At 55.2% G+C, this 17,892-nt stretch carries 23 protein-coding genes and 2 pseudogenes; all 25 read left to right on the forward strand.

The features are described 5' to 3' along the window. Window positions 1-158 precede the first annotated feature (158 nt). The 25 genes and pseudogenes from flgB (at window position 159) to flhB (ending at window position 17,869) form a co-directional block, all read left to right on the forward strand. Window positions 159-566, forward strand: coding sequence for a flagellar basal body rod protein FlgB (gene flgB, locus OMP38_RS23895; protein ID WP_277567306.1), 408 nt, complete (start codon window positions 159-161; stop codon window positions 564-566). Window positions 567-612: 46 nt separating this feature from the next. Continuing rightward, window positions 613-1,062: a flagellar basal body rod protein FlgC gene (gene flgC, locus OMP38_RS23900; RefSeq protein WP_090117392.1), complete on the forward strand. Its 450-nt coding sequence runs from the start codon at window positions 613-615 to the stop codon at window positions 1,060-1,062. A gap of 60 nt (window positions 1,063-1,122) precedes the next feature. Next, complete coding sequence (gene fliE, locus OMP38_RS23905) at window positions 1,123-1,437, forward strand: flagellar hook-basal body complex protein FliE (protein WP_277567307.1); 315 nt, start codon at window positions 1,123-1,125, stop codon at window positions 1,435-1,437. A 44-nt stretch (window positions 1,438-1,481) separates the two neighbouring features. After that, window positions 1,482-2,616 (forward strand): annotated as a pseudogene (gene fliF / locus OMP38_RS23910) (flagellar basal-body MS-ring/collar protein FliF); the annotation flags it as partial. Between the two features lie 129 nt (window positions 2,617-2,745). Further along, window positions 2,746-3,066, forward strand: coding sequence for an LPXTG cell wall anchor domain-containing protein (locus tag OMP38_RS35050; RefSeq protein ID WP_338130626.1), 321 nt, complete (start codon window positions 2,746-2,748; stop codon window positions 3,064-3,066). Between the two features lie 11 nt (window positions 3,067-3,077). Then, the gene (gene fliG / locus OMP38_RS23915; protein ID WP_277567308.1) at window positions 3,078-4,094 is read left to right on the forward strand and encodes a flagellar motor switch protein FliG; all 1,017 of its coding nucleotides are present in this window, start codon (window positions 3,078-3,080) and stop codon (window positions 4,092-4,094) included. After that, a complete protein-coding gene (locus OMP38_RS23920; RefSeq protein ID WP_277567309.1) occupies window positions 4,087-4,830 on the forward strand; it encodes a FliH/SctL family protein in 744 nt (247 codons plus the stop codon). Before fliG ends, OMP38_RS23920 begins: the two co-directional genes overlap by 8 nt. Next, window positions 4,796-4,921: a hypothetical protein gene (locus OMP38_RS23925; protein ID WP_277567310.1), complete on the forward strand. Its 126-nt coding sequence runs from the start codon at window positions 4,796-4,798 to the stop codon at window positions 4,919-4,921. The genes OMP38_RS23920 and OMP38_RS23925 overlap by 35 nt, the downstream gene beginning before the upstream one ends. Next, window positions 4,911-6,227, forward strand: coding sequence for a flagellar protein export ATPase FliI (fliI, locus tag OMP38_RS23930; protein WP_277567311.1), 1,317 nt, complete (start codon window positions 4,911-4,913; stop codon window positions 6,225-6,227). Before OMP38_RS23925 ends, fliI begins: the two co-directional genes overlap by 11 nt. A 70-nt stretch (window positions 6,228-6,297) precedes the next feature. Continuing rightward, window positions 6,298-6,681 (forward strand): flagellar export protein FliJ, encoded by a 384-nt coding sequence (fliJ, locus tag OMP38_RS23935; RefSeq protein WP_277567312.1) that lies wholly within the window; start codon window positions 6,298-6,300, stop codon window positions 6,679-6,681. Window positions 6,682-6,713: 32 nt separating this feature from the next. Beyond that, on the forward strand, window positions 6,714-7,622 hold the full coding sequence (locus OMP38_RS23940; RefSeq protein ID WP_277567313.1) for a MotE family protein: 909 nt from the start codon (window positions 6,714-6,716) through the stop codon (window positions 7,620-7,622). A gap of 43 nt (window positions 7,623-7,665) precedes the next feature. Next, a complete protein-coding gene (locus OMP38_RS23945; protein ID WP_277567314.1) occupies window positions 7,666-9,072 on the forward strand; it encodes a flagellar hook-length control protein FliK in 1,407 nt (468 codons plus the stop codon). 25 nt (window positions 9,073-9,097) lie between these two features. Beyond that, the gene (flgD, locus tag OMP38_RS23950; protein ID WP_277567315.1) at window positions 9,098-9,550 is read left to right on the forward strand and encodes a flagellar hook assembly protein FlgD; all 453 of its coding nucleotides are present in this window, start codon (window positions 9,098-9,100) and stop codon (window positions 9,548-9,550) included. Next, the gene (locus OMP38_RS23955) at window positions 9,543-9,944 is read left to right on the forward strand and encodes a TIGR02530 family flagellar biosynthesis protein (RefSeq protein WP_277567316.1); all 402 of its coding nucleotides are present in this window, start codon (window positions 9,543-9,545) and stop codon (window positions 9,942-9,944) included. Before flgD ends, OMP38_RS23955 begins: the two co-directional genes overlap by 8 nt. Before the next feature lie 97 nt (window positions 9,945-10,041). Continuing rightward, entirely contained in the window at window positions 10,042-10,866 is an 825-nt protein-coding gene (gene flgG, locus OMP38_RS23960; protein ID WP_277567317.1) for a flagellar basal body rod protein FlgG, read from the forward strand. Between the two features lie 87 nt (window positions 10,867-10,953). Continuing rightward, window positions 10,954-11,187, forward strand: a complete 234-nt coding sequence (locus OMP38_RS23965; protein ID WP_090117381.1) for a flagellar FlbD family protein — start codon at window positions 10,954-10,956, stop codon at window positions 11,185-11,187. After that, window positions 11,184-11,666: a flagellar basal body-associated FliL family protein gene (locus tag OMP38_RS23970; RefSeq protein ID WP_277567318.1), complete on the forward strand. Its 483-nt coding sequence runs from the start codon at window positions 11,184-11,186 to the stop codon at window positions 11,664-11,666. The genes OMP38_RS23965 and OMP38_RS23970 overlap by 4 nt, the downstream gene beginning before the upstream one ends. A gap of 33 nt (window positions 11,667-11,699) precedes the next feature. After that, window positions 11,700-12,701, forward strand: a complete 1,002-nt coding sequence (gene fliM / locus OMP38_RS23975) for a flagellar motor switch protein FliM (RefSeq protein ID WP_277567319.1) — start codon at window positions 11,700-11,702, stop codon at window positions 12,699-12,701. Continuing rightward, window positions 12,691-14,100, forward strand: coding sequence for a flagellar motor switch phosphatase FliY (gene fliY / locus OMP38_RS23980; RefSeq protein WP_277567320.1), 1,410 nt, complete (start codon window positions 12,691-12,693; stop codon window positions 14,098-14,100). The genes fliM and fliY overlap by 11 nt, the downstream gene beginning before the upstream one ends. Beyond that, the gene (locus tag OMP38_RS23985) at window positions 14,018-14,380 is read left to right on the forward strand and encodes a response regulator (RefSeq protein ID WP_090117377.1); all 363 of its coding nucleotides are present in this window, start codon (window positions 14,018-14,020) and stop codon (window positions 14,378-14,380) included. The genes fliY and OMP38_RS23985 overlap by 83 nt, the downstream gene beginning before the upstream one ends. Window positions 14,381-14,396: 16 nt before the next feature. Beyond that, complete coding sequence (locus tag OMP38_RS23990) at window positions 14,397-14,900, forward strand: flagellar biosynthetic protein FliO (protein WP_277567321.1); 504 nt, start codon at window positions 14,397-14,399, stop codon at window positions 14,898-14,900. Between the two features lie 11 nt (window positions 14,901-14,911). Then, window positions 14,912-15,643, forward strand: coding sequence for a flagellar type III secretion system pore protein FliP (gene fliP / locus OMP38_RS23995; protein ID WP_420869742.1), 732 nt, complete (start codon window positions 14,912-14,914; stop codon window positions 15,641-15,643). A gap of 24 nt (window positions 15,644-15,667) precedes the next feature. Then, window positions 15,668-15,937 carry a flagellar biosynthesis protein FliQ gene (gene fliQ, locus OMP38_RS24000; protein WP_090117374.1) on the forward strand — a complete coding sequence of 90 codons (270 nt, stop codon included), beginning with the start codon at window positions 15,668-15,670 and terminating at the stop codon, window positions 15,935-15,937. Between the two features lie 7 nt (window positions 15,938-15,944). Then, a complete protein-coding gene (gene fliR, locus OMP38_RS24005; protein ID WP_420869744.1) occupies window positions 15,945-16,727 on the forward strand; it encodes a flagellar biosynthetic protein FliR in 783 nt (260 codons plus the stop codon). Between the two features lie 65 nt (window positions 16,728-16,792). Then, window positions 16,793-17,869: pseudogene (gene flhB, locus OMP38_RS24010) on the forward strand (flagellar biosynthesis protein FlhB). Window positions 17,870-17,892: the final 23 nt, after the last annotated feature.

Genomic DNA, 17,892 nt, shown 5'->3' on the forward strand with positions numbered 1-17,892 from the left:
CCGCTCATAGATGATATCTTTAGAATTTTTTAATCTCCTATATATCGACTTTTTTCCACTTCCGATGAAGACTTTGTCGAAAAAAAAGAGGAATTTGGATTTTTAGGACGAAGTTATTATTAGAGAAGTGATAGTTTTCTAATAAAGGGGGTAGAGACATGGATTTGCTGAGCGGCGTAAGCTACCAGCGGCTCGAGGGCGCATTGCATGCGGCTTCGTTGAGGCAGAGCGTTCTGCAAAACAATGTGGCCAATGTCGATACGCCTAACTTTAAAAGGTCGGACGTTCAATTCGAGCAACTGCTGAGTCAGGCGATGGACAACACTGGGCGATCGACAATAATCGGGAAACGCACGGATCCGAGACATATCGCGATTGGCGCTTCGGGCTCGCTTCCGGACGCGCAAGTGCTGACGGACAAGACGACGATTTTTAACAACAGCGGCAACAACGTAGATATCGACAGCGAGATGACCAAGCTTGCCGAGAATCAACTGCGTTATAACTTATATATCCAACAGCTGAACCATGACGTAAAGATGATGCGCACAGGAATGGGTAAATAAGCGTACGCTTTGAACCAAAGGAAGACCCACTCGAGGAGGGGCATTAATGATTCTGGGAAGCTTCGATATCAGCGCTTCCGCCTTGACCGCGCAAAGATTGCGCATGGACGTCATTTCGTCGAACATCGCGAATGCGGAAACGACGCGCGCATCGTATGTCGACGGCAAATTCGTTCCTTATCGCAGGAAAATGGTAGAAGTCGCGCCAGTCGACACGACGTTCCAAAATTTGTTGAATGACAAGATGGACGCGACGGGCGCCCAGGGCGTTAAAGTGACGGCGATCAAGGACGACCAGACGCCATTCAAACAGGTATACAATCCTACTCATCCCGACGCCGACGCAAACGGCATGGTCAGCATGCCTAACGTTGACGTGTTGAAGGAAATGGTCGACATGATCTCGGCTACGCGTTCCTACGAAGCCAGCGTCACGGCCCTCAATGCCAGCAAATCGATGTTCTCCAAAACGCTTGAGATCGGCAGAGGCACTTAATTTATGTATTTGCTCTCAGTATCCATGAACATCATTACCCATGCGAGGATGGATTGAAACATGATTATAAATAATCTTTTGGGCGCTTCCGGCATTACGGCCGCTTCGATGTCCCAGCTTCAAAACGCGCAGGCCGGAACGACGCCTTCCGAAGCGACGGCAAGCTTTGCGGATTTCCTGAAAAAGGCCGTAGATAGCGTAGCTGCTCAAGAGCAAAATTCGCATGAAGTGACGGATCAATTTATAGTAGGAAACGCGGATGTGAGCGATGTAATGATCGCTTCCACCAAAGCCGAACTCAGTCTCGAGATGACCGCTCAAGTTCGCAATAAAGTGGTCGAGGCCTACCAAGAAGTCATGCGGATGCAGATGTAACTTGGGTTAGACAAGCATCCAAAGTCCGCAGATGAGGTGAAATTGTGAACGAAAGATGGGCCCGCTTGAGAGATAGACTGATCGGTTTTTGGAATCAATACAGCAAAAAGCAAAAATGGATATTAGCTTCTTCCGCGGCGTTTATTCTGATCTTTATCATTTTCATTTCCTATTTGCTTACGCGAACGCAGTACGAGCTGGCCTTCCAGGATCTCGACAGCGGCGACGCGGCGGCTATCATGGAGTATCTGAACGGGAGCGGCATTCCTTACAAGCTCGGCGATGGCGGCACGAGCATTTCCGTTCCGAGCGCATCGGCGGACAAAGTAAGGGTCGATGTCGGTTCTCAAGGTCTCGTGCAAAACGGCAGCATCGGGTTCGAGGAACTGAGCCAATCTTCCTCGACGATCGGCACGACCGATCAGGAATTCAAGGTGAAGTACCGCAACGCGCTGAACGGTGAAGTGCAGCAGTTGCTCCAAGGCATGCAGGGCGTCAAGAAGGCGAAGGTGCTGATCAATCTGCCCGAAGAATCCGTTTTCCTCAACGATTCGGACAAGGAGCTCGCGACGGCTTCCGTGCAGATCACCTTCAAACCCGGATACCGGCCTAAACAAGAAGAGATCGACAGCTATTACAAACTGGTCAAGACATCGGTCCCGAATCTCGAATACGACGGCATCACGATTACAAGCACGACAGGAGATCTCGCTCCATCCGCCAAGCTTGGGGGTACGGGAGCGGTCGGAGGCAGCGCCCTCGACGAGCAGTTCGCGATACAAAAACAGTACGAGAGCGGCGTAAAGACGAACATTCAATCGATATTGGCCAAGACGGTCGGCATGGACAATTTCGTCGTCAGCGTCGTATCGACGCTCAATTTCGATCAGAGATCTACGCAGCTCAATCTGGTCAAGCCGCTTGATAACAACGACAACAAAGGCATCGTTATCAGCGAGCAGACGCAAAGCGAATCGACGACCGGCGGCACGGGAACGGCAGGCGGCGTCGCGGGCACCGGATCGACCGACGTGCCGAACTATCCGTCCGGGGGGCACTTCCGGAACGGCGAGCTCCGAGAGCACGAGCGGCACGACGAACTACGAACCGAGCCGGGAAACGACGAACATTGCGTACGCGCCTTATCAGGTCAAGGATCTCGCGATCAGCGTAGCCGTCGATTCGACGGTCATGACGCCGGAGAAGCAGACGCAGCTCGAACAAATGCTCCGCAACAATGTGCGGATCTTGCTTGCGGATTCCGGACAAACGTTGTCGGACGCGGACCTAGCAAATCGCGTTTCCGTCGTGTCGCAGGAATTTTCTAACGAGTCCGCGGGTAGCGGTGGCGTATCCTCCTCGTCGCTCTGGCTGGCGGGAATCGGCGTAGCGGCGCTAGCGCTGCTGGGCGGTGCCGGATATTTGGTATACCGCAGACGCAAAAACGCAAGGGAAGCCGAAGCTGCGGCCGCGCAAGAACTGCTCGACGCGCCGCGCGCGGAGCTGCCGACGATCGACATCGAGAGCGTAACGAACGAGAGCCAGGTCCGCAAGCAGCTCGAAGGGCTCGCGAAGCGCAAACCGGACGAATTCGTCAATCTATTGCGCACATGGCTGGTGGATGAATAGAGGTGGCATATATGGCTAAAGGAACGCAAATGCAGCTGAGCGGCCGGCAAAAAGCGGCGATTCTGCTCATCACGCTCGGACCCGAAGTGTCCGCTCAAGTTTTCAAGCATCTGCGGGAGGAAGAAATCGAGCAGCTTACGCTCGAAATCGCCAACGTCCGCAAAGTCGATCACAACGAAAAGGAATCGATCCTCAGCGAGTTCCATCAAATATGCGTAGCGCAGGAGTACTTGACGCAAGGCGGCATCACTTACGCCAAGGAAATTCTCGAGAAGGCGCTCGGCTCGCAAAAGGCGAACGACATTTTGAATCGTCTGACCGCAACGCTTCAAGTGAGGCCTTTCGATTTCGCTCGCAAGGCGGAGCCGACGCAAATCTTGAATTTTATCCAAAACGAAAACTCGCAAACGATCGCGCTCGTGCTTTCTTACCTTGCGCCCGAGCAATCGTCGGCGGTTCTGTCCTCGCTGCCGACCGAAAAGCAAGCCGATGTCGCCAGAAGAATCGCATTGATGGACAGCACTTCGCCGGATGTCATCGCACAGGTAGAGCGGGTGCTCGAGCAGAAGCTTTCGTCGACCGTCACCCAGGATTACACGAATGCTGGCGGCATCGAAGCGATCGTTCAAATTTTGAACGGCGTAGACCGCGGTACGGAGCGCACCATCCTCGATTCGCTCGAGATTCAGGATCCGGAGCTGGCCGAAGAGATCAAGAAGCGGATGTTCGTGTTCGAGGATATCGTCAATCTCGACAATCGTTCGATCCAACGGATCATCCGCGACGTCGAAAGTGCGGATCTGCAGCTGGCGCTCAAAGTCGCGAGCGAAGAAGTGCGAGACGCGATTTTCCGCAACATGTCGAAGCGCATGGCCGAGACGTTCCGCGAAGAGATGGAATACATGGGTCCCGTCCGCTTGCGCGACGTCGAAGAAGCGCAGACGCGCATCGTAGCGACGATTCGCAGGCTCGAGGAGTCCGGCGAGATCATCATCGCTCGCGGCGGAGGAGACGATATCATTGTCTAATCTGATCAAATCCTCTCATGTCATTTCAGTCGAACAACTGAAGCGGTTAGAGCAGATTCGATTCGTCTCTCAATCGATGAAGCACGGCGGCGCCGATTCTGATGAAGATGAAGCGGTCGGCGCAGAGACGCTTCAGCTTAAAGACCGGATATTGGCCGATGCCGAGGAGACGGCGAAGGACATTCTTCAGGACGCATCCGAGCAGGCGAGCCGAATCTTGACCGAAGCCGAAGCGGAAGCGGCGGCGTGGTGGGAGGGGCGAAGGGCTGAAGATGCCGAATTCGTAGAAGATGCTAAGCGCAGAGGCTATGAGGAAGGCTTCGCAAGCGGTGCTGAGCAAGCTGAGCATCAGACGCTGGCCAGGATGGATCAGATGATGCAGGAAGCGCAGCGCGTCGTGTCGCAGGCGTACGAGGCCAAAGCGCGAATCATTGCCGAAGCGGAGCGATTCGTCGTCGAGCTGAGCTGCGACATCGCCGGCAAAATCGTGCGCGGCGCCTTGGAAGGCGCGCCGGAGAAGGCGCTGGACCTGATGAAGCAGGCATTGGCACGGCGCAAGGAGCAGGGGATCATCACGCTGTGCGTCGCGCCCGATCAGTTCGAATTCGTGGAAGCAGCCAAAGACGAGCTCGCGCTGTCCGTCGATTCGCAAGCGGAGCTTCAGATCGTCCCTGACCCTACGGTTAGAGGGGGGTGGCTGCGTGATCCGATCCGCCTACGGCAGCATCGACGCTAGAGTCGATACGCAGCTGGAGACGATTCGCGAAGAACTGCTGCAAATCGCGGCTCATTCTACCGAAGAAGGGGCGAACGCGGATGGCGCTTGATCTCGGGAAATACGCCGAGGCGCTGAAGCATATCGATCCGGTCCGCGTAAACGGCAAAGTGGCGCAGATCATCGGCCTGACCGTGGAGTCCGAAGGGCCGGATGCGGCGATCGGCGAGGTATGCCTCATCTATCCGGTTCGGGGCGGTTCTCCGATCGAGGCTGAGGTCGTCGGCTTTCGCGACAACCGCGTACTGTTGATGCCCTTAGGCGAGCTTCAGGCGATCGGGCCCGGCTGCGACGTCGTCGCAACCGGACGGCCGCTGACCGTGCAGGTCGGATCCGAGCTGCTCGGACAAGTGCTCGACGGACTCGGCCGACCGCTCGACGGCGGGAGATTGCCGGCGCGAATGCCCAGGTATTCGACGCAAAGCATACCGAGCAATCCGCTCAAGCGCCCGCGCGTGACCGATCCGCTGGGAACCGGCGTTCGCTGCATCGACGGTTTGCTGACCGTCGGGCAAGGACAACGGATGGGTATATTCGCCGGTTCGGGCGTAGGCAAGAGCACGCTGCTTGGCATGATCGCGCGCAATACGTCGGCGGACGTCAACGTCATCGCCCTGATCGGAGAGCGCGGACGGGAAGTGCTCGAGTTCATCGAACGCGATCTTGGCCCCGAAGGTCTTGCCAGATCCGTCGTCATCGTGGCGACATCCGACCAGCCTGCATTGATTCGGATCAAAGGCGCGTTAATCGCCACTTCGATCGCAGAGTACTTCAGGGACCGCGGCATGAACGTCATGATGATGATGGATTCGGTCACGCGGTACGCGATGGCGCTCCGCGAGGTCGGACTCGCCATCGGAGAGCCGCCGGCTACGCGAGGCTATACGCCGTCGGTTTTCGCCGCGCTGCCGAAGCTGCTCGAGCGGGCGGGGACGGGACCTGCCGGATCCATTACCGCTTTTTATACCGTGCTGGTAGACGGCGACGACATGAACGAGCCGATCGCGGACGCCGTTCGCGGCATCTTGGACGGCCACATCGTATTAAGCAGGCATTTGGCCCACAAAGGGCACTTTCCGGCCATCGACGTACTGGCCAGCATCAGCCGCGTCATGAAGGATATCGTCGCCTCCGAGCAGCAGGATGCCGCAGAACAATTGAAGCGTTTGTTATCCGTCTATCGCGATTCGGAGGATTTGATCAATATCGGCGCGTACCAGCGGGGGACGAACCCCCAGATCGATAAAGCCATTCAATTTATCGACGCCATCAACGATTACTGCAGGCAGCGGACAACGGAAAAGCTGACGCTGCAGCAGGCGCAGGAACGGTTGGTCATTGACTTCTACAAGAGATGAGGCTGAATATTCTTGCGGTTCCGATATCCTTTTGCAGAAGATCGTAGATCTTAAGGGAAGCGAGAAGTCGATGGCGGAATGGGAATACGCCGCGTCGCTCGGACGTCTTCGTAGCGAAGAAGAGCAGCTCGAACAGCTCCGACAGGAGCGCGGCGCATACGAACGCGAGTTGTCAGAACGTTCGTCGCGACCGACTGCGCTAGCCGAGCTTCACCTGCTGCAGGATTACATCTCTTTTTTGGACGACAGGATCAGGCAACAAAGACAAGGCGTGCGCGCGGCCGAGGAGCATGTCCAGCAGCGTCAGGTTTTCCTCACCGACAAAATGGTGGACGAGAAGGTATGGCAAAACGCACGCTCCAAATCGCTGCAAAAGTACCGGCAGGAAGCGCTCATCCGCGAGCAGAACGAATTGGACGAAATTGCGCTGCGGAGAGCATCGGCCAGAAGGTAACTTAGTCAGCTCGATGAATGGAGGGGAAGGCCGTGGCGGATGCCAGCGCGGAAAAAAACGGCTATTCCGGATTTGAACGTTTTCTCTTTTTTATAACGCCGATCGTATTTACGGCAATCTTGTTGTTCGTCCTGCTGCTCATGTTCAATCCTTCCTGGCGCGAGAAAGCGCAGACGATCGGCAATCAAATACCGGTCATCGATTCGCTCGTTCCGGACGTGAAAAGCACCGTAGATCCCGCGCAGCAGTCGGAGGTCGAGTCGGTAAGCGAGGCTCGTACGAAATTAGCCGAGCTAAAGGCGCTTTTGTCGCAGCGCGATGCTGCGCTTAAGGCCGCTGACGCCAAAAGCGTCACGCAGCAGAAGACGATCGCGGATCTTCAGGAAAAGATCGCCGCTCTCGACAAACAGGCGAGCGACCATCAGATCAACCAGGATGCCTATCAAGCCAAGATCCGCGGGCTGGCCGATATGTACGGCAAGATGACGCCAGGCAAGGCCGCTCCGATTATGGAGAGTTTGACTGCCGAGGAAGCGGCGCTCGTCATGGGCGCGATGAACGATGCCTCCAGAGGCCGCATCCTCGAAAAGATGACCCCGGCTGTAGCGGCGGATATCACGATGCGGCTTAAGGATGCCGACGGCGTGACCAACCAGCAGATCGCGGCGCTTCAAGCCAGAGTCAAACAACTGGAAAGCAAGACGAAGACGGCGTCGAGTCCGCTCGACAGCGCTGCACTCGCGAGCACCTTCTCTTCGATGAACGCAGCAAGCGCGGCTGATCTCTTGCTGAAGATGGCGAGCACGGAGCAGACGAAAACGCTGCGGATCCTGAGCGCGATGGATAACACCGCCAGATCCGGCGTACTCGCGGCCATGTCGCAAAAAGACGCGGAAAAGGCTGCGACGCTCGTAAGCAAGCTTGTACCGGCAAACCCATAAACGAGGCTCGACGGACGATCCTCATCGAAGGGAGGTGAAAACAATGAATGTTCAATCGACGAACGCAACGGCAAGCGCGAACGCTAGCGGTACGGGCTCGTCCAAAAGTTCGGTCGCAGCCGGCATTTTCCAGGGCGTGTTGGTACAAAAGATTGACGCAGCGGGCACGACCGCCGGTGCGGGGACGGCAAATCCCACTCCGATGGCAGGATTGCTCGGCATGCTAACCGCAGTATTAGGCGCATCGCCTGAGGATTCGAACGGCGAAGTCTCGACGGATGGCGAAAGCGAGCTCGCCCAGCTGCTGAACGGGCTGGAGGACAAGCTCGGTCAGGTCGATCAGGACACCCAGTCTTCTGATTCGCTGCTGGAGAAAATGGCGGAGCTGCTGGCCAGTCTCCAAGCGCTGCTGCAACAAAATGCGGGGCAAGCCGCCGTTCCCGGGAACGCGGTAACCGACGCTCTGCAGAACGGAGTCGCAACGAGCGCGCCGTTCGCCGAGCAAGCGCAGATTTCTGTCATCGTGCCGGCACTGAGGGACGCGATCCAAACGGTGCGCTCGATGCTGGAGAACGGTCAAATGTCGGCGGCCGAGGTAGCCGAAGCCGGGGCGGGGATTCAACGATTCCTGCAAACGGAGCAGCCGGGTCCCTCGCAGACCAAAACCGATCGCAAACCGCTAGGGACGACGCTAGGGGCGTCTGCCGTACAATCATCCGAACCGGATGCCGACGTTGGCGATACTGCCGCTTCTCAGGCTGAGGTCAAACGATCCTATCCGGTATTCAAGGAGCCGGTCGTCTACTGGAACCTGCATGCTTCGTCCGCGCAGGGTGAAGGCGCCGCTTCCGAACAAGCGACGCTCGCGGATGCGACTGTCGATACTGAGGAGCAACCGGTGAATCTTAACTGGCAACCGATCGCTTCAGATGCCGGCATTAAAGCGGATTTCTCTGCTAACGTCAAACAGCAGGCGCCTGTGACGGTCCCGGGGCATCAATTCGCGGAGCAGATGGACAAGTTTCTCGTGAAGCAGTTTAAGCTGACGGGCGGAAACGGGATCTCCGAAGCGAACATCAATTTGCATCCGGAGCATCTGGGCGAAATGCAGATTCGCCTATCGATTCAAAACGGCGTCCTGAACGCGCAATTCGTTACGCACAATGAAGCTGCCAAGGAATTGCTCGAAACTCAAATGGCGCAGCTTAAAGGAACACTCCAGAATCAAGGCATCCAGGTAGAACGGGTGGAGGTCGTTCAACAGCAGCAACCCGCTGCGGACAGCCCGTCCTTTATGAACCAGGAGCAGCGGAGGCGGCAATCGCAGGGCGGCGAATCGAAACGGTCTACGGACGCCGTAGAAACCTTGGAGGAATTCGAAGAGGAGCTCGAACGATCCGCCACCTTAAGAGAAGCAGGCTTCGGCGGTTCCCTCAACGTCACGGCATAAGTAAAGCAAGGAGGTGACCGAAAAAATGGCAACGATCTCGAAAACGGTTTGGTCGAACTATTCGACCTTGAACAAGACGGAACCTACTGGAGCGAGCTCGGAGCTCGGCAAAGATCAATTCATGAAGATTCTGCTGACGCAGCTTCAAAATCAAGATCCGATGGAGCCGATGCAGGACAAAGATTTCATCGCTCAAATGGCGACTTTCTCGTCTCTAGAACAGACGATGAACATGGCCACCGAGTTGCATAGCTTGAGCCAATCCGCGGCGTTAGCCTCCAGTCTGATCGGCAAGCAGGTCGAATGGCTCGGCGCGACGGATAATGGTTCGACGGTAACGAAGTCGGGCGTCGTCGATTCGATCAAGATGAAAAACGGAGACCAGTTCGCCGTTATCGGCAAAGACGAAGTGGCGATCAAGGACTTGACGTCCGTGACCATCGCCGCGCAGGAGGGCGAGGCGGAGACCGGTGAATGATCCGCTGTCCGGTCTGAGCGTCGGACGCGCAGGCAGGCCTGCCATTCCATTGACGTCGGCGACGCGTCAAGGGTTGCGCAATACGGAAGAATCGAAGTCGCCGGACGGCATAGCATTTAAAACGATGCTAGCCTCAGAATCGCTGAAATTCAGCCATCATGCCGAACAGCGTCTTTCCCAACGAGGCATCAAGCTCGGTCCCGAACAGTTGAGCGCGATCGCATCGGCCGTGGATCAAGCTTCCGCGAAGGGCGCCAAAGACTCGCTCGTGCTTTACCGGAACGTGGCGATGATCGTCAACGTACCGAGCCGCACCGTCGTAACGGCCATGGACGACAAGTCGATGCAACAGCACGTGTTCACCAACATCGATAGCGCCGTCTTCGTAAAATAGCCAAGCAGAAAAGGCCGGACCTCCCGAGGAGGCCTGTACCGTGGAATGATTGAAGCGGTTCGTCTGCGAAGGAAACTTAAATGGAGAGTGAATTTTAATGTTGCGTTCCATGTATTCGGGCGTATCCGGCATGCGGGGATTCCAAACCAAACTCGACGTTATCGGCAACAATATCGCGAATGTCAATACGGTCGGCTTCAAGGCAGGCCGCGTTATGTTCAAGGACATTTTGAGCCAGTCGATGTCCGGCGTCACGTCGCCAGTCGAGGGGACTTCCGGCGGCGTTAACGCCAAACAGATCGGTCTGGGCGTTTCGGTCGCTTCGATCGACAACGTGCATACGGCGGGAAGCGCGATGACCACGAACGTGCCGACCGACCTGCGGATCGACGGCGACGGATTTTTCGCAGTCAAGCCTAGCGGAGACTCCGATGCGACTTATCTGACGCGCGCAGGCAACTTCACGCTCGACGCGAACCGTCAATTGGTCAACGGCGACGGGATGTTCGTCGTATCCGCCGACGGAGACGCGCCGATCACGCTGGATGAGGGCGTAACCTCGTTCTCCATCTCTCAGAACGGCAGCATCGTCTCGATCGACCAAGACGGCAATCAGGTGGATACCGGCATTCAAATCGGCGTCGCCAAGGTCGTCAACCCGAGCGGTTTGGAAAAGATCGGCGGCAATTTGTACCGCGTAACGCCGAACGCGAATCCGGGAGGCGAGCTGAATCTCGGCGCCGCGCAAGACGCGGAACGCGGCACGGGCACGATCGTTGCCGGCCAGTTGGAAATGTCGAACGTCGACCTGACAAGCGAATTCACGGAGATGATCGTCGCGCAGCGCGGATTCCAGGCGAACTCGCGTATCATCACCACTTCGGACTCGATCCTCGAAGAAGTCGTGAACCTGAAGCGTTAATCGTTAGTATCCGCATCATAATGATCACACGCAAGTCCAGAATCACCGCGGGAGGGGGAATCCCTCCCCAATCACGGAGGGATTCCCATGATCGCCGTCACGCGGCTTAACGGAACGCAATTTTTTATTAATGCCCTGCTGATCGAATCGGTAGAGCAGACGCCGGATACGCTCGTCACGCTCACGACCGGCAAAAAATACATCGTCGTCGAAAATAGTTCGGATGTGATCCGCTCCATTCGCCATTACCTGCGAAGCATTGGTATCATGGCTGCGCTCACGAGTCCGTCCGATACGCAAACGGAGGGAGCTTCTTCATGAAAAAAATGTTGCCTTGGCTTGTATCTCTGCTTCTGGCGATCACGCTGATCGTGATCGCCGGGCTCTATTCCTGGTCCACTTTCTTCGGCAAGAAAGACGCCGTAGACACGGAAACGGCGGTACAGGAGAGCGTGAAGCACGTAGAGGCCGAAGCGCTCTCCGCGGAAGAACGGAGCAAGGTCACATCCGATTTAAACGATATAAAAACGAACTTGTCCGATACGAACTACATCGTAATCTTCGGCTTCACCTTCCAACTGGACAACGCAAAAGCGAAAGCCGAATTCGACGAGATCAAAGACAGCGTCATCAAGCCCATCATCAATCGCGCGCTCTGGAATACGACGCCGGACGAGATGCAAGGCACGAAGGGCAAGGACGAGCTGGTGGCCGAGCTGCTGAACGAGATCAATCCGGTGCTCACCAAAGGCAAGGTCGTCAAGATCGGCATTACGAACTTCTTAATGCAAGAGCTGTAAGTCGCGCCGGATACGGGAAAGGGGTGAACAAAATTGGTTGACGTTCTGTCTCAAAACGAGATCGACGCCTTGCTGGCTGCGCTGTCCTCCGGCGAGATGGACGCCGAGGAGCTTCGCAAGGAGGATACCCAGAAGAAGGTCAGAGCTTACGACTTTAAACGGGCGACGCGATTCTCCAAAGACCACATCCGAAGCTTGACGCGTATCCATGAGAACTTCGCGCGCTTTCTGACGACGTATTTTTCTGCTCAACTGCGGACGTTCGTTCAGATCAATGTCGTGCAGGTCGAGCAGCTGCCTTACGATGAATTCATCCGATCCATCCCGAAGATGACGATTCTGAACATTTTCGAAGCGGAACCGCTCGAGGGTCGAATGGTGTTGGAGGTACACCCCAACGTTGCCTTCGCCATGCTCGACAGGCTGCTTGGCGGCGCGGGCTCCGCACCGTCCAAGATCGGCAGCTTGACCGAGATCGAGAATATCATCATGGAGAAAATATTCAGCCGCGCGCTGGAGACGCTGCAGGAAGCCTGGCGAACCGTCATCGATATCGAGCCAAGACTTGAGGCGCTGGAGACGAATCCGCAGTTCATGCAGATCGTATCGCCGAACGAGACCATCGCCTTGATCTCGCTCAGCACGAAGATCGGAGATACGACCGGGATGATCAATTTATGCATACCGCATGTCGTTATCGAGCCGATCATGTCCAAGCTGTCCGTGCACCACTGGTTCGTATCCCAAAAGAAATCGCGTGCGCCTGAAGAATTCAGGCAGTTGGAGCAGCGGGTCACGAAAGCGAAGCTGCCGATCGCGGCGGAACTCGGATCCTCTCAAATCTCGATCCACGAGTTTTTAAATCTCGGCGTCGGCGACGTCATTACGCTCGGCAAGAGCGTAGACAGCGGCCTGGATATTAAAGTCGGGGACAAGCTGAAGTATATCGGCAGCCCCGGCACGGTTCGGGACAAGATTGCGGTCCAGATCCTCGAGATCATCGACGAAGGAGTGGAAGAAGCCCATGACGAGTAAGGATTACTTGTCCCAGGAGGAGATTGACGCCCTGCTGAGGCAATCTGCCGGCGATCAGGAACCGGCGCCCGCGGCGCATGCTGAGATGCATATCGACGACTATCTCACGCCGCTGGAACAAGACGCGCTCGGGGAGATCGGCAATATTACGTTCGGCAGCGCGGCTACCGCGCTATCGACGCTGCTGAGCAGAAAGGTCGACATTACGACGCCGAAAGTGTCGATGATCTCTCGCGATAAATTCGTCAGCGAGTTTCCGAGACCGCATGTCGCCGTTCACGTGGATTATGTAGACGGCTTCGAAGGCATCAATTCGCTGGTGATCAAGACGCATGATGCGCAAGTGATCGCAGACTTGATGCTCGGCGGCGAAGGCAACGTGCAGACCGAAGAGTTGAATGAGATTCATATCAGCGCCGTTCAAGAAGCGATGAATCAAATGATGGGTTCGTCGGCGACGTCGATGTCGACGATCTTCAATCGCTTCGTGAACATCTCTCCGCCGGCGGTCGACGTAATGGACGTTCAAAAGAACACCGGCATCGAAAAGATACCGCCTGATAAAGTGTTCGTTAAAATTTCGTTCCGCCTGAAAATCGGAGACTTGATCGATTCGACGATTATGCAGCTCCTGACGGTGGCGTTCGCCAAAGAACTCGTACACTCGCTCATCGGCGGCATGGACGAAACGCCGGCTCCGGCTGCGGCGCCAGCCGCGCAGGCCCTGCAGCCCAGCGCTCCGGCTGCGCAGGCGCCTCAGTACGCGCCTCCGCCGCAAGCTGCAGCGCCGCAACCACAAGCTCAACCTGCATACGACTATCCGCCGCCCGGCGCATATCCGCCTCCTGGATACCCGCCGCAGCAGCCGATGTATGCACAGCCTCAGTACGCTCAACCTCAATATGCTCAACCGCAATACGCCATGCCGCCGCAGCAGCCGCAAACCCTTGGCGGACCGGCTGGCCGCAATGTCAACGTACAGCCTGTTCAGTTTGCGGGGTTCCCTGCCGGGGGCGGCGCGCACGCGGACGAGACCAATTTGAATCTTTTGCTTGACATACCGCTTCGAGTCACAGTAGAGTTGGGCCGGACGCACAAACAAATCAAGGATATTCTAGAGCTGTCCCAAGGCTCGATCATCGAGCTGGACAAGCTGGCCGGCGAGCCGGTGGATATTCTGGTCAACAACAAGCTGATCGCCAAAGGCGAAGTCGTCGTCATCGACGAGAACTTTGGCGTTCGTGTGACAGACATCGTCAGTCAGTGGGATCGCGTTCAAAAAAATCCAATAATCAGCATCCTGGGAGGAAATCGTTATGGCAAATCGTATTTTGGTCGTGGACGACGCAGCATTCATGCGCATGATGATTCGAGACATCTTGACGAAAAACGGTTATGAGGTCGTAGGAGAAGCGCAAGACGGCTCGCAAGCGATCGAAAAATTCAAGGAATTGTCCCCGGACCTCATCACGATGGACATTACGATGCCCGAAATGGACGGTATCGCAGCGCTGAAGGAAATCCGCAAAATGGACTCCAACGCTAAAGTCATCATGTGCTCCGCGATGGGCCAGCAAGCGATGGTCATCGACGCGATTCAAGCCGGCGCCAAAGACTTTATCGTGAAGCCGTTCCAAGCGGACCGCGTTATCGAAGCGATCAAAAAAACGCTGGGTTGACGGGCGAACGAACGGCATGACCTCATCTTGGGATATGTTGTGGGTGCTGCTCGTGCTGCTGATGATGATCGGCGGCATCGTGATGCTGCTTCGATTCGTCGGCAGACGCAACCGCGGGTGGTGGGTCAACCGATCCATGCGGTCGCTCGGCGGATTGACGCTAGGCGCGAACAAGTCGATGCAGATCGTCGAGTGGAACAATCGCATCTACGTGCTAGGCGTAGGGGAAAATGTACAGCTGCTGGAGTCTATCACAGACCCCGAAGTCGTGGCGGCTCTAATCGCCCAATATGATCATGCCGATGCGTCCGCCAAGTCTCCGGTTCCTCCTTGGCTCAAGCAATGGCTGAACCGCAGGGGCGACACTTCCGAATCCTCCGGCGTCGTCGAACGCGGTACGGATGCGAGCAGCTTTGAACAAACGTTGGAAAAACGCCTGCGTCAGCTGTCCGAGCGCAAGCAGCAGGTCGATCGCCTGCTGTCGGACAGCCGGCCAGCGGATCGGACGGAAGAACCATGAAACGCAAATTAATGTTTAGTTTTGTTTTGAGCGCCGGTACGTTATTCGCCGCGGCCTCGTCCGTTTACGCCGAGCCGATCATCAGCATCACGGCCGGCGACGGCACTCAGCCTGTGGGAGCTTCGTCTTTGTCGCTGCTGCTCATGCTGACCGTCCTGAGTTTGGCGCCATCGATTTTGGTGCTGATGACGAGCTTTACGCGTATCGTCATCGTGCTCGGATTCGTCCGCACGTCGCTCGGCACGCAGACGACGCCGCCCAATCAAGTGCTGATCGGGCTTGCCTTATTTCTCACCTTTTTTATAATGGCTCCGACGATTTCACAGGTGAACGAACAGGCGGTTCAGCCCTATCTCAAGGGCGAGATCACGCAGACGGTCGCCCTGGAAAAAGCTTCGGTGCCGATGAAAGCCTTTATGTACAAACATACGCGAGAGAAAGACCTGCTGTTATTCTTGAACTATACGAAGACGGCGAAGCCGGCATCTTATCAGGATATCCCGATCACGGTGCTCGTGCCCGCCTATGCGATCAGCGAACTTAAGACCGCGTTTCAAATGGGATTCATGATCTTTATTCCCTTTCTCGTAATCGATATGGTCGTCGCCAGTACGTTGATGGCCATGGGGATGATGATGCTGCCCCCCGTCATGATCTCGCTTCCGTTCAAGATCCTGTTGTTCGTGCTCGTGGACGGTTGGTATCTGATCGTCAAATCGCTCCTGACGAGTTTTCAAACTTGACGGAGCAAGAGGGGAAGATCGCTAGTGAGTGCGGAATTCGTAATCGGGTTGGCCGGACAAGCGCTGTTCACCGTTCTTAAAGTGAGCGCGCCTATGCTGGTCATCGGTCTCGTCGTGGGCCTGCTCGTCAGCATATTCCAAGCGACGACGCAGATCCAAGAGCAGACGCTTGCTTTTATACCAAAGATCGTAGCCGTGTTTTTGGCCATTCTGGTGTTCGGTCCTTGGATTCTGAATACGATGGTCGACTTTACCGGCCACTTGCTGGGCAATCTGGCGAATTACATCGGCTGATATGACGATCCAAGATATCATGCAGGTCGTGCCAGCCTATATGCTCGTCCTTTGTCGAATTTCATCGTTTGTGCTCGTAGCGCCGATTTTTTCGTCTCGCTCGCTCCCGCGAACGTTTAAAGCAGGCATTAGCGTTTATATCTCTCTTCTCGTGTTTTTGACGGTGGGCTTCGATTCTCCGGTACCGACCGATGCCGCTTATATCGGGGCGGTTCTTAAGGAAATATTGGCCGGACTGGTGATCGGTTATACCGCAACCCTTTTTTTTACTTTGATTCAAACCGCCGGTACGCTTATCGATACGCAGATCGGTCTAGGTATTGCGAATATTCTCGACCCGATCTCGGGCATTTCGGCGCCACTGTTCGGCAATCTAAAATTCATGCTGATGATGCTCGTGTTCTTGTCTACAAACGGCCATCATTACCTGTTGGGCGCGATCATGAACAGCTATAAATGGTTACCTTTAGACAATCGTTTTTTTCAGACGATATATGAAGGTAGATTGACGGATTTCCTCGTCCATACGTTCGCGGATACGTTTATGCTTGCGCTGCAAATATCGGCGCCGCTCGTCGTTGCCATGTTCGTTACCGACGTCGGTTTGGGCCTATTGGCGCGCACTGCTCCCCAGTATAATGTTTTTGTTATCGGCGTACCGATCAAATTATTGATAGGGTTGACACTCATTATTTTGTTAATGCCCGGGTTTAGCACGCTGTTCCAAATCGTATTCGATCGCATGTTCGATGCCTTGGAAAAGATGTTCGTCATTATGAAAACGACTTAAACAGGGCGCGTACGTCCGCTATCGCAGCGAAGGGGAGAATATTCGTGCCAGCCAATCGCTTGCGGATGAACCTTCAATTGTTCGCCGGAGAAAAAACCGAAAAGGGCACGGCGAAAAAGCATTCGGATGCAAGGCAAAAAAGGCCAAGTCGCCAAAAGCGCCGAAATCGCCAGCTCATTTATTCTGGTGGCGACAGTTAGCGTTCTGATGGCGTTAGGCCCGTTTTTTCGAGAGCGCGTTCTCGCCCTGTTCGGCGATATATTTAGAAGACAAATGACGATGGAAGTCACGGATGCGAACGTCATGGGGCTTTTCGCGAACTATGTACTTCAATTGCTTCTTATTCTGGCTCCGATTCTGATCGTAACGATCATTGTCGCGCTAGGCGCGAACTATGTTCAAGTCGGCTGGTTATTTACCACTCAGCCTCTGCAACCCAAATTCAGCAAGCTTAATCCGCTGAGCGGTTTAAAGAATTTGTTCGGTCTGAGATCGATCGTCGAGTTTCTCAAAAGCTCTCTTAAATTGATCGCCGTCGGCATTATCGTTTACTTAACCATTTGGGCAGAGCACGATAAGATTATGTCGCTTGCATACGTGCCGGTTGAAGATATTTTTTCCTATGTTGCAAGCCTGACCGTCAGGCTTGGCTTATTGGTAGGCGTGACGCTGTTCATTCTCGCGATCGCTGATTATTTTTACCAGAAATACGAATATGAAAAAAGTCTTAAGATGAGTAAGCAGGATATCAAGGACGAGCATAAGAACTCGGAGGGCGACCCCCCTCATCAAAGGCAAGATCAAAGAAAAAGCAGCGCCGCTTGGCGTTGATGCGGATGATGCAGGAAGTACCGAAAGCCGATGTCATCATCACGAATCCGACGCACTTCGCGGTCGCGCTCCAGTACGATGCATCTAAAATGGACGCGCCTCGAGTGATCGCAAAAGGCCAGGATTATTTGGCTCTCCGGATTCGTCAGATCGCTAAAGAAAATGGCGTCTTGACGATGGAAAACAAGCCGCTCGCACGCGCGCTGTACCAGCGAACCGATATCGGGGACGCAGTCCCTGCGGATTTGTTCCAAGCGGTAGCCGAGGTGCTGGCTTACGTATACAGGCTCAAAGGGCGCCGTCATGTTTAATCGGGCCCGAGTAATTGGTAGAG

The organism is Cohnella ginsengisoli (assembly GCF_029525555.1).
GTDB lineage: Bacteria > Bacillota > Bacilli > Paenibacillales > Paenibacillaceae > Cohnella > Cohnella ginsengisoli.

What these genes read in the sequence shown, in the direction of transcription:
- flgB (WP_277567306.1), top strand. Translation starts at nt 159, where the DNA reads ATGGATTTGCTGAGCGGCGTAAGCTACCAGCGGCTCGAGGGCGCATTG.
- flgC (WP_090117392.1), top strand. Translation starts at nt 613, where the DNA reads ATGATTCTGGGAAGCTTCGATATCAGCGCTTCCGCCTTGACCGCGCAA.
- fliE (WP_277567307.1), top strand. Translation starts at nt 1,123, where the DNA reads ATGATTATAAATAATCTTTTGGGCGCTTCCGGCATTACGGCCGCTTCG.
- fliG (WP_277567308.1), top strand. Translation starts at nt 3,078, where the DNA reads ATGGCTAAAGGAACGCAAATGCAGCTGAGCGGCCGGCAAAAAGCGGCG.
- fliI (WP_277567311.1), top strand. Translation starts at nt 4,911, where the DNA reads ATGGCGCTTGATCTCGGGAAATACGCCGAGGCGCTGAAGCATATCGAT.
- fliJ (WP_277567312.1), top strand. Translation starts at nt 6,298, where the DNA reads ATGGCGGAATGGGAATACGCCGCGTCGCTCGGACGTCTTCGTAGCGAA.
- OMP38_RS23945 (WP_277567314.1), top strand. Translation starts at nt 7,666, where the DNA reads ATGAATGTTCAATCGACGAACGCAACGGCAAGCGCGAACGCTAGCGGT.
- flgD (WP_277567315.1), top strand. Translation starts at nt 9,098, where the DNA reads ATGGCAACGATCTCGAAAACGGTTTGGTCGAACTATTCGACCTTGAAC.
- flgG (WP_277567317.1), top strand. Translation starts at nt 10,042, where the DNA reads ATGTTGCGTTCCATGTATTCGGGCGTATCCGGCATGCGGGGATTCCAA.
- OMP38_RS23965 (WP_090117381.1), top strand. Translation starts at nt 10,954, where the DNA reads ATGATCGCCGTCACGCGGCTTAACGGAACGCAATTTTTTATTAATGCC.
- OMP38_RS23970 (WP_277567318.1), top strand. Translation starts at nt 11,184, where the DNA reads ATGAAAAAAATGTTGCCTTGGCTTGTATCTCTGCTTCTGGCGATCACG.
- fliY (WP_277567320.1), top strand. Translation starts at nt 12,691, where the DNA reads ATGACGAGTAAGGATTACTTGTCCCAGGAGGAGATTGACGCCCTGCTG.
- OMP38_RS23985 (WP_090117377.1), top strand. Translation starts at nt 14,018, where the DNA reads ATGGCAAATCGTATTTTGGTCGTGGACGACGCAGCATTCATGCGCATG.
- OMP38_RS23990 (WP_277567321.1), top strand. Translation starts at nt 14,397, where the DNA reads ATGACCTCATCTTGGGATATGTTGTGGGTGCTGCTCGTGCTGCTGATG.
- fliP (WP_420869742.1), top strand. Translation starts at nt 14,912, where the DNA reads ATGTTTAGTTTTGTTTTGAGCGCCGGTACGTTATTCGCCGCGGCCTCG.